Source organism: Fusibacter fontis, from assembly GCF_055378735.1.
This window is the reverse complement of record NZ_AP042445.1, coordinates 32,574-45,181: the sequence shown is the minus strand read 5'-3', so window position 1 is coordinate 45,181 and position 12,608 is coordinate 32,574. Positions and strand designations below refer to the sequence as shown.

The window sequence follows — 12,608 nt, the reverse complement described above, 5'->3', positions numbered from 1 at the left end:
TTTAAGAGGTGCAAAATGTTATATAGAATAAGTGAATTTGCAAGCATTACCAAAATTTCTGCTAGAATGCTAAGGTACCTCGACCACGAGGGACTTCTTAAACCTAAATCGGTTGATGACAATGGCTACCGGTATTATTCCGATTACGAGCTTGAAATCGCCTGTAAAATTAACAAACTTAGAAAATACCACTTTTCCTATCAAGAAATTAAAGAGATTTTAGAAAAGCACTTAGAGAATGATTTACAGCTTTATAAGCAAAAATTAAGTTCTCTAAAAGAAGTGGTTCAAGATTATGAGGTGCTCATAGATGAGATTGAAGCAAACTTTAGTTCAGTTAGCGCACCAATAGCCAATCCATATGACATACAATTTCTGATGCGAAAACCCTACTTTGCCCTTACTAAACGAAGTCTTATTCAAGCGGATGCAATAGACGCATTTATTGAAACTGCTATCACATCCGTACAAACTAAATGTCCATGCGCTTTACTTGGTAGCTATTACTTGAGGTTTTTTAATGAAGATCTATTCGAACAATCGAATGCTTTAGAATCATTTAGTGAAAATCACCTTCACGATCTCGGATTTTACCAGCCCATCACTGAGTCATTGAAAATTCAAGGATTTGAGACGGTACTATGTGATGAGACATGTATTTTGTCTACTCTTCACTACGGAAGTTATGATCACATTTATAATGCCTATATACGTTTGTTTGACTATATCAAACAAGAGGGATATATCGTTTCTGGTCCTTTTTCTGAAAAATACTTTGTCGATCGTTCCTTAACTCAAAATCAACATGAGTACATTACGGAAATCTCCATCAGCGTTTCAAAATGTTCTTGACTTTGACATCATGTCAACCTTTAGACTATGAGTAACAAACGAAGGGAGACTCTTTATGAAAAGCAAACTATTGATTACACTGATTTTAGGAATGATACTCATGCCCTCACCTCATCCTACTTCACCTTATAAGATGCCTCACGAAGATGCCGAGCATGAAGGCACATGGTTGCAGTGGCCACATAATTTCACTTATGGCGAAGGGTACAAAGAAGCTTTAGAATCCATATGGGTTCAAATGACCAAAGCACTCTCAACAGGCGAAATGGTACACATCATTGCCTATGACGAAGAAGAAAAAGTGGAAATTGAGATGGCATTAGAGGAAGCAAATGTTGATTTAAGTGCTGTAGATTTTTATGTGTATCCAACGGATGATGTTTGGATTCGAGATAATGGGCCTATTTTTGTTTATGATCAAAACGGTCAAAGCGTACTACTCAACTGGGGATTTAATGGCTGGGGAAAAAAGGCCGCTTATAAAAAATGTGCTGAAATTCCAAAATACCTGAGTCAAGAATTAGAGTTGCCACGGGTTAATTTGACACATGTCATTTTAGAAGGGGGTTCTGTAGAATTTGACGGTAGCGGCACATGCATTACCACAAGGAGTTCAGTTACCAATAAGAACCGAAATCCTAAAATGACCGAAAAGCAAATTGAATCCAATATTAAAAAGATTTATGGTGTGAAACAAGTCATATGGCTTGATGGTGTTAAAGGGCAAGACATAACGGACTTTCATATCGATGGGTTTGTAAAATTCTTAAATGGCCATACTTTGATTACCATGCAAGATCAAGACTTAGAAGAATGGGGATTGAGTGATGCGGATATAGATCGCCTAAATGAACTTAAAAACGCATCAAAAGTAAAATACAAACGAATCAATTTACCACTCACTCAAAGAAATGTTGTTTTAAAAAGCGGAGAAAATCTTGGATATAAAGGATCATATATCAATTATTATGTTGCCAACGATGTCGTTCTTGTCCCTAATTATCAGGATCCAAATGACACTAAAGCGAACGCACTCATTCAGAAACTCTACCCAACCCGTAAAATAGTTGGCATTGATGTTCGCGAGCTTTACAAAGATGGTGGCATGATACACTGTGTTACGCAGCAACAGCCGAAAATAAAAGCGATTTTGAAATAGATTTAATCTATTTCATTTTTTTAGCAAACACTCTATTTGCAGCATGTCTATGTGGTATCCCTCCAGATAGACAATCAAAAACATATTCTTCACTTCCTTCAATATACCAATACGAATAGAGTGTCAGTAGTTGGCCCGACTTCCAATGTTGGGAATGGCTCTTTTTTCCAGGAACTTGTCGAATAAAGGGTTTATCCACCAAGCAGTGCATGGCATTAAGACCATTCACTTCAGTATATTCTTTATAGTTACTAAAAATTTCCTCTTTTAACTCCGGTTTAATATAATGCAGTACGCCACTAGAAAAGAGAATATCAAATTTTTGCTCTAATCTAAAATCCCATAAATTTGCTTTAAATACATCTACATAGACGTTCGCTTGATCTGCTAGTCGTTTGGTCTTCTCGATTCCCGCGTCTGAAATATCAAAAGCGCTCACCGAGTACCCACACCTGGCGAAAAAAACGGCGTCTTTTCCTTCTCCACAGCCAATATCAAGAAGTTTTAAAGGTTTGATTGGAGGCATGAGTTCAAGGACTTTTAAGCACATTGTCGACGGCGTAATCCCCCAGAAATAAGCTTCTTTATTATAATCTTCTTCATAATAGGATCGCGAATCAAAGTTATGTGAATAACCCATGATTTTATCTATACTAACAGAAAGAATCGATGCCAATGAGGGCAATAGGGAAATATCTGGAGAGGAATGTCCTTTTTCCCATTTTCTCTCGTCTGATCTATAATGGACTGTGGAAGCTCATTTGGAACTACGCTATGATACCCATTCTTGTTTAACCAATTTCTAAGAAACTGCTTGTCAAGACTGTCTTGATCACGGCCTATTTCATATGTGCTCAGAAGCCAGAATCGACTTGAGTCTGGTGTTAGAATTTCATCTGCTATGAAGAGTTCACCATCACGATCTAAACCGAATTCAAATTTCGCATCGGCGATAATGACGCCTTTACTCAATGCATATTGTGCGCATTTTTCATAAATTTCAATCGACTTAGACTTTATTTTCTCTGAAAGATCTTGTCCTAAAAGTTCCACAACCTTTTCGAAAGTGATGTTCTCATCATGACTTCCAGTATTTGCTTTTGTTGAAGGTGTAAATATGGGGGTTGATAGTTTTTCGCTTTCTTTCATCCCTTCTGATATTTTTATTCCGCATATCTCACCACTTTGAAGATAACTTCTCCAACTTGAACCTGATAAATACCCTCTCACGATGCACTCAATTGGGATCATGTTTAATTTTCTAACGAGCATACTTCGACATTCGAAATGCTCACTTTGAAAACTTGTAGGGAAATCAGCTGCATGGGTTGAAATAACATGATTTGGAAGAATAGCGGAGATATAATTGAACCAAAATAATGACAATTGGTTTAACACGATGCCTTTCTCAGGAAGTTAATTTTTTCCATAAATGATTCCTTTCTTTATGTAAATAAATGTTGTCTATGTTATGTATTATAGTGTAGTTATGGATATAATATCAATCATCTACTTATTGAATTTATCATCATATTCAACCGTTAGTTTACATGAACACTCTCAATTCTAATAAGAGTCCGCTTTTTTAATGGATATCCGTTGAAATGAAACTTATTAAGTTGAAATGAAACTCATTAAAATGTCCTGAATGATATTCAAATTGTTTACCTCCTCAAATTTTGGATAACAATTGAATACAGTAATCATACACTCTATTCAATATTCAAGGAGGCATAAAATGAAAAAAATCATCATCGTGTTGTTGATCGCTACATTTATACTTGCAGGCTGCTCATCAACAGACACTGGCAATAAAGAAACATTAAAAGTTGGAATGGAACTAAAATATCCACCATTTGAAACGAAAGCCACTGATGGCTCGCCAGATGGCGTCTCTGTCATGATGGCAAAAGAACTTGGAAAATCTCTAGGCGTTGAAATTGAGATCGTCGATACACCTTATGCAAGCTTAATTCCAGCTCTTGAAACAGGTAAAATCGACCTGATCATCTCTTCGATGACCATCAACGAAGAACGCCTCAAAAAAGTTGATTTTTCCGACCCATACACCACGAGCCAACTGTTTATGCTCGTCTATAAGGATTCTAAGGTTCAGTCTTATGAAGATCTCAATAGTCCCGATATCATCATCGCCTCTAAAACAGGTACAATCGGCGCTCTATGGGCTGCAGCCAATGCTCCGAATGCACAAATTAAAAATATCGACGAAGAAGCAAGCGCAGTCCTCGAAGTTTCACAAGGAAAAGCAGATGTCTTTATCTACGATCCTCTTTCGATCATTAGGCATCAAGAAAACTATCCAGATACCACTAGAGTTATCTATGAACCTCTTCCCAATACACAAGGGTGGGGAATTGTCGTTCAAAAGGGCAACACTGAACTTCTAAATCAAATCAACGATTTTCTCGAAACTGCCAAAACCGACGGGACTTTTGACAAAATTCGCGACACTTACCTAAAAGATAAAATTGAAGAATTTAAAAAATACGACTTGGAGTTTTTCTTCTAATGATGACACTTCCCTCTCATTCAAATCAAAAAAAGAACCAAAACAAAAAAAAGAAGGCCTTTGGCCTTTTTTTAGCAATGGGCATATACGTCGGTTTCATCTATTTTGTCCTTGCAAAATCCTCTGGCGCAGCTCTAGATTACAGTCCTTACTGGGAATATCGAACGGTCATCTATCGCGGCTGGTTAACGACAATTGGTGTGAGCTTTATCGCGTTAGTCCTCTCTCTTGTGGTTGGAATGGCGCTATATTTTATGGAACAATCCCATCTGTATGTATTTAAATACTTGGCGATGATTCACAAAGATATCATCTTTGGAACACCTTTACTTGTGATCGCCATCGTTGGGTACTATTACATCGGCAACGCTTTTGGACTCGAATCCAAATTTTGGATTGGCGCTTTGACCCTTGCGCTCTATATTGGCGCTTATATCTCAGATATCTATAAGGGCGCAGTGCAGTCCATACATCCCAATCAATGGCAAACGGCTAAAATGTTTGGATTTACTAGATTTCAAACCTATCGCTATGTGATATTCCCCCAAGTATTTCGGCAGATTTTACCGCCACTCACTGGGCAATTTGCACTGACGATTAAAGGCAGTGCACTTCTCTCCTATATGGCAACAGATGAGTTTTTAAATGCTATTAAGACCGTTCAAGCTGCAACATTTGCGTATTCAGAAGGTTTTGTCGTCGTCTCAATTGGTTACTTAATTCTCACGGTTCCCCTGATCCATCTCATTAAATATCTAGAAGACAAACTCAAAGTGGAGGGTGGCCATGAATCTCAATATTGATCAACTCGTAAAGACCTATAACAATCAAGTCATTTTAGACCATCTCAGCATTGACATAAAAAATGTGAAGACACTTGCTCTTATCGGTGCGTCTGGAAGTGGAAAATCAACCCTTTTAAGACTAATGGCAGGACTTGAAAGTTATGATAGCGGTAGCATACTCATTAACGGACATGACCTTTCACATACGGATTTAGAAGCTTACCGAAAAAGCGTCGGTTTTGTATTTCAAGATCACAATCTTTTTAATCACTTATCTGTACTTGAGAATATCTGCATTATCTTAGAAAAAGTGCATAAACGCTCTCGTTCTGAGATTTTTCCAACCGTTCTTGCGCTGCTTGAAAAATTTGGTCTGACGGAACACCAATCTAAGAAACCCCACCAAATTAGCGGCGGGCAGTCTCAAAGGGTGTCCATTGTTAGAGCGCTTGCAATTGAACCTGCACTGATGTTTTTAGATGAACCCACTTCGTCACTTGATCCAGTTCTCACTTATGAAGTTCTAGAAGCAATCCAAAAACTCGTCAGTGAAGAGCGCGATTTTATCATCGTTACGCACGAAATTGGCTTTGCGAAGCGCGTTGCGGATTATGTCATCTACATGGAAGAGGGGCACATCATTGAGCATGGTACGCCCGAGATCTTTAACGCCCCTCAAACAGCATCATTTCAAAACTTTCTTGCCAAAGTTCTGAATTTTAGTGACTCGTAAGCGATTCATATAAACATTTCATATAAGCAATTCATATTAGCGCTTCATATAAGCAATTCATCCGCGATTTGATGGATGTTTAGCTCAATCAGACTCACCCGTATCTCAATGGTCGCCATTAGAAGCGGGTGTTTATTTTTTGTTGTTTGAATTTCGCGGCTGAATACACTATAATAGTGTCATTGCGGAGGTGGTATGACATGAAGAAACCATTATTACTTATTTCACTAATTATTCTTATTTCACTATTTATCCTTATTTTACTTACATGCATCCCATTAACTGGATGTTCAGGAAGTAAATCCTCAAAGTCGCCACAGGAACCTTCATCAAAATCTTTTATGGATGAACTAGATACATATAATGATGCTACCTGGAAATGCTCAGATGGTTACTCCAACGGTTCCGTTTTCGATTGTACTTGGAGAAAAGATAATATCTCATTTGAGGATGGTCAATTAACTCTAAGTTTACTTGAAGAACCCTTATCTCTCACACCTCGCTATTCTGGTGGCGAATACCGTACAATTGAAACCTTTGGACATGGACTTTATACGGTACGTATGAAACCTGCTAAGAACATCGGCATTGTCTCTTCATTTTTTACGTATATAGGACCAAGTGAAGATGAGCCTTGGGATGAAATTGATATTGAATTTTTAGGAAAAGATACCACAAAAGTACAGTTTAATTATTATACGGATGGAAAAAAACCAAGCGGTGAAACCCTCTATGATCTTGGATTCGATGCTGCTGAGGATTTTCATGAGTATGGTTTTCTTTGGGAACCCGATTCCATTACTTGGTATGTTGACGGCCGTGCTGTTCACACCGCAGACGTAGATATTCCAACAACTCCAGGCCACATTATGATCAATCTTTGGCCTGGTACAGGTGTCGATCACTGGCTAGGAAAATATGATGGTAAGACGCCAATTAGTGCCACATACGACTGGATTCAATATACACCATTAAAATCAAATTAAGTACATTTCTCATCTATGTAAATTACAATGAAAGAGGTTCCATGAAATTAGAACGACTACTGGGAATTATCACCTATTTATTAAACCGAGATGTCCTATCCGGTAAAGAACTTGCAGAAAAATTTGAAGTATCTGAACGCACCATACAAAGAGATATCGAAAGCATCAATATGGCTGGAATTCCCATTGTTTCCTTAAGAGGTAGCAATGGCGGGTATAAAATCATGGATCATTATCGATTCTCAAAACAAACTGCTTCAGATCACGATCTAAAAATACTTCAAAGTGCACTTATAGCATGGAATTCTACTCATGAGCAGGAGATGGCAAAAAAGACACTGGAAAAAGTAAATTCTCTGGTTTATTCAAAAGATTCAATTTCCACATCAATTGATTTAAGTATTGTTAAAGAAAATAAAAAACTGATGTCCTACTTACCCATCATTGAACAATCTATTCAACAAAAGACACGCATTGAATTCTCCTACACGAATGCTTCAAATGAAGTTAAACATCACGTGATTGAGCCCATTCAACTTAAATTCAAATGGTATTCATGGTACTTAATCGGCTACCATTGTGAAAAACAACAATATCGCGTCTATAAACTTTGTCGAATAAATGAGTTGAATCAGCTAAGCAGTTCTTTCTCCACCGTTCATTGCAATCAAACGGATTATTTTGAACTGGTGATGCAAAATGATACAAGAGAAATGATTTCACTGACACTAAAAATCCAAAGGAGTTCATTTGTTGGATTTACTGAGTATTTTAATACCTATACCGTCATTTCAGAAGACGAAGAAACCTTCACAATTTCTACTCCAATTATCAAAACAGAAAGAAAATGGTTTGCCTTTGTATTAAGTTTTGGCGATAGTATTGAAGTATTATATCCAATTTCAATAAGAGACGAAATCATACACCATTCAAAAAAAATATTGAATCTCTATAACAAACCCGACACATAGTTGTCGGGTTTGGTTTGATATACTCCTATTAGGAGGTGTCAATTATGAAAAATGAATTCATGATGGGAAGTTGCGGGCTCGCATGTGAACTGTGTAACGCAAAAATTGATCAAACTTGTGAAGGGTGCATACCTTCTAAATCAAAGACATGCAAAATTAAAAAGTGTTGTCACGAAAAACAAATAGATGGTTGTTTTGCTTGTATTCAATATCCGTGTGATCAACAGATGTTTCAAAATCAAAGAGTCTGTGCATTTGTTGAATTTTCTAAAGACTATGGAATAGAAATATTAATTGAGGCACTAAAAACAAATGATGAAAAAGGTATCAAATATCACCAGAAAAATCACTCAAAAGGTGATTATGATTGCTTAAACAGTAAAGATGAGATTAAAGAATTATTACGTTCAAGCATCCATCATTCTAAATAAGACAAATAAACTAAGAAAGGTCAGGTTACTATTATGAAAGAAATTAAACGATATGAAATCAACGACGATTGGGCACATGCAGGCATCGTGGAGTTTGGAGATTTATTATTTATGAGCTATTGTGTCGGCAATGTAGATCAACCCATAGAAAATCAAATCAACGGTGCGATTGACCATCTAGAAAAACGACTCAATAGTCTTGGCCAAACACTGGATTCTGTTTTAAAAATCGACTGCCTCTTTCGCAACATCTGGGATATACCTGTGATGGAAAAAGTTCTAAAAGAGCGTTTTAAAGGCAACTACCCTGCAAGAAAGTCCATCCAAACAGAGTTTGCGCATCCAGAGGGTGAATATGGGTTGTTATTTCAATTAGATGCCATTTGTGCAAAGAAATAAAGGACGATTTTCTATTTACAAAATTCTCTTTAAGTAGAATAATAAAGATATTAGGATAGATTGATACTATAATAGATTGATTCGATAATAGATTGATGCTTATATTGTATTAACCTATTTAAGCGGTATGAGAGAGGAGAATTTTATGAATGCAGAAGGATTGATTTTAGAGCAAAAATATGTCGTTAAGCTAGAGAGCGAAACATTCAGAGGGCTTAGCCAAAACATTGTCAATGGCACTTTGAAAGTGTACAGCGATGGTGTCATTTTTCAAACAGATGATACCATCATGGATGTTTTAGGAAATAAAATATTCACAAAGGGCTTAAAGATTAAAAACATAGAGGGTGGCATGCTCATCATTCCAAAAGAGCATATTAAAAGAGCTTATAAAAACAGTTTTAAAATTGTATTTATGCAACATTCGCTACATATTGAACTCAAAGACAATCAAACTCTGATGTTTCGCATGCAACCGGCGCAAGCGGACAATCTCGCAAAAGCAATCCATTCTGTTCTATAAAATATAGGATTTCTTAGTTGTTTTAGATGATGATTTTTGCGTATACTAGGATTTCTGCGTAATCGTTCAAATGTCGTGTATATATAGTATAAGAAACCTTTTAGAAAGAGGCCTTGTATGAAGAGCTCAAAACTAACGATTGACGGACTTCCAATTGATGAAAGCATCTTATTGAAAATTTATGACATCGTAAGAATCGTTAACCCCATTAAAAAACAATGTAATGCTGGAGATAATCAATGTTTTACAATTTGGGGAAAGACATCCACATGTGAAAATTGCATTTCTATGCGCGCAGTTCAAGATAAAAAAGTTGTCATGAAGCTTGAATATAATGACAATAAATTGTTTATGATAACGGCTGTACCCATGGACAATGAGCAACAAGATTCTCAAGTAATTGAACTAATTCGCGATGTGACACATGAAAATCTTCTAGAGTTAAAAGAACTTACAAGTGAACACGAAATCATCGCTAAAATCAATCAGATGAATCGAGAGATAATCACAGACCCACTTACTCAACTCTACAATCGCCGCTTTATGGATGAAAGATTTCCTTATGAATATGTGAGAAGTTATACCTCTAAGACAGCAATGGGCGTTATCATGGCAGACATTGATTTTTTTAAAAATGTAAATGATACTTATGGTCATCCCATTGGTGATCAACTCCTCGTTGCTTTTTCTCGCCTACTTAAAGGGTTGATTCGGGACAGTCAAGATTGGATTGTTCGTTATGGCGGAGAAGAATTTTTGATTTTTATGTCTCATACTAGTCAGGAAATTCTTATAAAAAAAGCCAGTCAAATGCGTGAAATCATCGAAAAACATGTGTTCACTTTTGGTGAAACTCAACTGCGCATTACTTCAAGTTTTGGCGCATATTGCCTCATTCCAGAAGATGCAAATGATTTCAGTATCATTCAGAAGTTAATCCACAATGCAGATCAGGCGCTTTATCATTCAAAACGAAATGGCAGAAACAAAGTAACTTATTATGATGAGCATTTATTGACCACACAATGTTAACCAAACACTCCAACGATTACTCAACAAGTAAAAAAGTCCATTCAAACCAATCATCTTTATACGAACACTTCGCGTGACCATTGTATTTATTGATAATAGATAACATAGAATGCACGCCTGTACCATGATTAGGACGATCCGTAACTGGAAAACCCTCTTTACTAAATTGAACGTCACCATAAAATTTGTTTTTCACAACAATCGCGAGCTGTTGTGCATGATAACGTGCACTCAGCTCTATTTTTTGCTCTCGAGAAGGCTGCGCGACACTGGCGTTAATGGCATTTTCAAAAGCATTTGCAATTAAAATGGCTAAATCACTCTCTTCCCAAGGTAGAAATTCTGGAACATCAAACTGTACACTCACTGGAATCTCATAATCCTGAGCTTTTGCGAGATAAATGGAAAGTGCAGATTGAATCATGGTATTTCTGCAATACACTACAGGCAGTGGCATCATCATCTGGTTATTCAATGTCTCTATCAACTGCAACGCCTTTTCTTGATTGTTGTGAACGAGTAAAGAAGTCAAAATTCCCAGTTGATGACGCATATCGTGTTTATAGACTCGCATTTTATTTTCAGCTTCATTTAAAATTCGAGATTGAGATAAAAGTGCTTCTGTCTGCATGTGAAGTACTTGGTTGGTATTTTTAAGATGTAACATGTTTTCAAGTGATTGAAAATCTAACGTAATCCATTTCCATGAAATGATGAGAGAAGCTGCAGTCATAATGCGTGAAAGGACTTGCGGAAAACTATTAATCCATTCATGATTCATAGTGACCATTGCATCACTGTAAATTGCAAGTGCCGGGATCATCCAAATCGTATTCCAGTAGTAAGAATCCGTAAGAGCACTATTAAATATAATCGAGTTTTTTAGTTTTTTCCAAAACGGTATAAAAAAGATGCCAAATAAGAGCATGTACCCCGTGGTTTGAAGGACGATCTCATGCGATAACGAAAGATAGTCACTATAATGATGGACAATGAGAGCCACAATCGAGTGAATAAAAAGACTATAACCACCTTGCATACCATATATAAAAATGTGCTTATAAACTGATCCCTTGATGATGTAAATATTTATTCCAACATAAATCGTCGATAAAATGAATAAGAGTCTTTTATAGGTAAGCGGTGTCATGCCACTTGAATGCCCTTTTGTAATAAGCAGTACCACCATAATTTGGCATATAAGTCCTAAAACATACCACTGTAACAACCTTTTTTTATCACGCGATGAGAGCACATTTGAATAGGGTAAATATCTCAGAATCAGCCCTGGTATCTGTACTACCGTGATAGCTACGAGAATCAACAAAAAATCCATTAAAAACCTCTTCCTCGAATAAAATATTGTGTGTATTTTTCCAAGACTTCTGATTTCTTGCGACGACTAATTGGCACAAGTTCTCCCGTCTTCAAACGAAAATCTTTTTCTAACGGTTTCTCAATATAATCCATGTTAACGAGTAGATTTCGATAGGTTTCTAAAAACCGTCCATCTTTAAGTAAGGTCGGAGCCAGTTCTAAATAGGTTCCTTGAACCTTAATCGTTTCAGTTGGCATATACAAATAGAGATGTCTCACTGAACTTTCAATTGAAACGATGTTTTTATAAAGTACAAACTGTTCTCCTGAGTTTGTTTTTACCATTACGCCATTTCGATCGAGTTCTAATAGATCTACAAAATAGTCTAAAACCTTATAAAGTGCTTTTTGATGTTGATTTAACGGCTTTAAAATATATCCAAGCGCATGAACACCATAGCCTTCCAGCATATGATCCGTGCTGCTCGTAAAAAAGATAATTTTACACTGCTTATCTAAAACTATCAACTTTTCAGCGGTTTCCATTCCACTAAGCTGATCCATATAAATATCTAAAATCACCAAATCATAGTATTTAGGTTTAAAATGCGTCAGAAACATTTCACCACTACTAAATTCGTCAAATTCAGGTGTTATTTGATATTGCTCCATATGCTTCATGAAATATGCGGTGATTTGATTCATAATCTCATTTCGTTCTTCAATTAAGTCATCTACAATTGCAATTTTCAACGTATATCGCCCTTTCAAAATTTCTATATGTCCTGTTTCTCATCCGTTTATATTATTTCTTTATAACTCTTTTTAACTCTTTTAACCTCATTATACTATAAAAACCGGACTCATAAATCATTCAATAAAAATAACTT

At 36.4% G+C, this 12,608-nt stretch carries 15 protein-coding genes; 11 read left to right on the top strand and 4 right to left on the bottom strand.

The window, feature by feature from the left end:
- The first annotated feature begins 15 nt into the window (after positions 1 to 15).
- A complete protein-coding gene (locus ACZ41W_RS00195; protein WP_464312875.1) occupies positions 16 to 852 on the top strand; it encodes a MerR family transcriptional regulator in 837 nt (278 codons plus the stop codon).
- Positions 853 to 907: 55 nt separating this feature from the next.
- On the top strand, positions 908 to 2,011 hold the full coding sequence (locus ACZ41W_RS00190) for an agmatine deiminase family protein (protein WP_464312874.1): 1,104 nt from the start codon (positions 908 to 910) through the stop codon (positions 2,009 to 2,011).
- A 7-nt stretch (positions 2,012 to 2,018) separates the two neighbouring features.
- On the opposite strand, the gene ACZ41W_RS00185 is transcribed toward ACZ41W_RS00190, so the two are convergent.
- Positions 2,019 to 2,651, bottom strand: a complete 633-nt coding sequence (locus ACZ41W_RS00185; protein WP_464312873.1) for a class I SAM-dependent methyltransferase — start codon at positions 2,649 to 2,651, stop codon at positions 2,019 to 2,021.
- 8 nt (positions 2,652 to 2,659) lie between these two features.
- Positions 2,660 to 3,409, bottom strand: coding sequence for a phosphoribosylaminoimidazolesuccinocarboxamide synthase (locus tag ACZ41W_RS00180; protein ID WP_464312872.1), 750 nt, complete (start codon positions 3,407 to 3,409; stop codon positions 2,660 to 2,662).
- Positions 3,410 to 3,749: 340 nt separating this feature from the next.
- Here ACZ41W_RS00180 and ACZ41W_RS00175 point away from each other — a divergent pair, with 340 nt between their 5' ends.
- The 9 genes from ACZ41W_RS00175 to ACZ41W_RS00135 all read left to right on the top strand — a co-directional run bounded on the left by ACZ41W_RS00175 (position 3,750) and on the right by ACZ41W_RS00135 (position 10,401).
- Positions 3,750 to 4,541, top strand: coding sequence for a transporter substrate-binding domain-containing protein (locus ACZ41W_RS00175; protein ID WP_464312871.1), 792 nt, complete (start codon positions 3,750 to 3,752; stop codon positions 4,539 to 4,541).
- Complete coding sequence (locus ACZ41W_RS00170) at positions 4,541 to 5,344, top strand: amino acid ABC transporter permease (protein WP_464312870.1); 804 nt, start codon at positions 4,541 to 4,543, stop codon at positions 5,342 to 5,344. The genes ACZ41W_RS00175 and ACZ41W_RS00170 overlap by 1 nt, the downstream gene beginning before the upstream one ends.
- A complete protein-coding gene (locus ACZ41W_RS00165; RefSeq protein ID WP_464312869.1) occupies positions 5,328 to 6,059 on the top strand; it encodes an amino acid ABC transporter ATP-binding protein in 732 nt (243 codons plus the stop codon). Before ACZ41W_RS00170 ends, ACZ41W_RS00165 begins: the two co-directional genes overlap by 17 nt.
- Positions 6,060 to 6,259: 200 nt before the next feature.
- Entirely contained in the window at positions 6,260 to 7,045 is a 786-nt protein-coding gene (bglS, locus tag ACZ41W_RS00160) for a beta-glucanase (protein ID WP_464312868.1), read from the top strand.
- Between the two features lie 41 nt (positions 7,046 to 7,086).
- A complete protein-coding gene (locus ACZ41W_RS00155; RefSeq protein WP_464312867.1) occupies positions 7,087 to 8,016 on the top strand; it encodes a helix-turn-helix transcriptional regulator in 930 nt (309 codons plus the stop codon).
- Positions 8,017 to 8,060: 44 nt separating this feature from the next.
- Positions 8,061 to 8,447, top strand: coding sequence for a DUF3795 domain-containing protein (locus tag ACZ41W_RS00150; RefSeq protein WP_464312866.1), 387 nt, complete (start codon positions 8,061 to 8,063; stop codon positions 8,445 to 8,447).
- 33 nt (positions 8,448 to 8,480) lie between these two features.
- Positions 8,481 to 8,846: a RidA family protein gene (locus ACZ41W_RS00145; protein WP_464312865.1), complete on the top strand. Its 366-nt coding sequence runs from the start codon at positions 8,481 to 8,483 to the stop codon at positions 8,844 to 8,846.
- 145 nt (positions 8,847 to 8,991) lie between these two features.
- Positions 8,992 to 9,369, top strand: a complete 378-nt coding sequence (locus ACZ41W_RS00140; RefSeq protein ID WP_464312864.1) for a hypothetical protein — start codon at positions 8,992 to 8,994, stop codon at positions 9,367 to 9,369.
- Between the two features lie 117 nt (positions 9,370 to 9,486).
- Positions 9,487 to 10,401, top strand: a complete 915-nt coding sequence (locus ACZ41W_RS00135; protein ID WP_464312863.1) for a GGDEF domain-containing protein — start codon at positions 9,487 to 9,489, stop codon at positions 10,399 to 10,401.
- 16 nt (positions 10,402 to 10,417) lie between these two features.
- Here ACZ41W_RS00135 and ACZ41W_RS00130 read toward each other — a convergent pair whose 3' ends face one another.
- Positions 10,418 to 11,737 (bottom strand): sensor histidine kinase, encoded by a 1,320-nt coding sequence (locus ACZ41W_RS00130; protein ID WP_464312862.1) that lies wholly within the window; start codon positions 11,735 to 11,737, stop codon positions 10,418 to 10,420.
- Positions 11,737 to 12,471, bottom strand: a complete 735-nt coding sequence (locus ACZ41W_RS00125; protein ID WP_464312861.1) for a LytR/AlgR family response regulator transcription factor — start codon at positions 12,469 to 12,471, stop codon at positions 11,737 to 11,739. The genes ACZ41W_RS00130 and ACZ41W_RS00125 overlap by 1 nt, the downstream gene beginning before the upstream one ends.
- Positions 12,472 to 12,608: the final 137 nt, after the last annotated feature.

Coding starts and splice junctions, on each gene's coding strand:
- ACZ41W_RS00145 (WP_464312865.1), top strand. CDS start 8,481: ATGAAAGAAATTAAACGATATGAAATCAACGACGATTGGGCACATGCA.
- ACZ41W_RS00185 (WP_464312873.1), bottom strand. CDS start 2,651: ATGGGTTATTCACATAACTTTGATTCGCGATCCTATTATGAAGAAGAT.
- ACZ41W_RS00175 (WP_464312871.1), top strand. CDS start 3,750: ATGAAAAAAATCATCATCGTGTTGTTGATCGCTACATTTATACTTGCA.
- ACZ41W_RS00155 (WP_464312867.1), top strand. CDS start 7,087: ATGAAATTAGAACGACTACTGGGAATTATCACCTATTTATTAAACCGA.
- bglS (WP_464312868.1), top strand. CDS start 6,260: ATGAAGAAACCATTATTACTTATTTCACTAATTATTCTTATTTCACTA.
- ACZ41W_RS00130 (WP_464312862.1), bottom strand. CDS start 11,737: ATGGATTTTTTGTTGATTCTCGTAGCTATCACGGTAGTACAGATACCA.
- ACZ41W_RS00170 (WP_464312870.1), top strand. CDS start 4,541: ATGATGACACTTCCCTCTCATTCAAATCAAAAAAAGAACCAAAACAAA.
- ACZ41W_RS00190 (WP_464312874.1), top strand. CDS start 908: ATGAAAAGCAAACTATTGATTACACTGATTTTAGGAATGATACTCATG.
- ACZ41W_RS00195 (WP_464312875.1), top strand. CDS start 16: ATGTTATATAGAATAAGTGAATTTGCAAGCATTACCAAAATTTCTGCT.
- ACZ41W_RS00135 (WP_464312863.1), top strand. CDS start 9,487: ATGAAGAGCTCAAAACTAACGATTGACGGACTTCCAATTGATGAAAGC.
- ACZ41W_RS00165 (WP_464312869.1), top strand. CDS start 5,328: ATGAATCTCAATATTGATCAACTCGTAAAGACCTATAACAATCAAGTC.
- ACZ41W_RS00150 (WP_464312866.1), top strand. CDS start 8,061: ATGAAAAATGAATTCATGATGGGAAGTTGCGGGCTCGCATGTGAACTG.
- ACZ41W_RS00140 (WP_464312864.1), top strand. CDS start 8,992: ATGAATGCAGAAGGATTGATTTTAGAGCAAAAATATGTCGTTAAGCTA.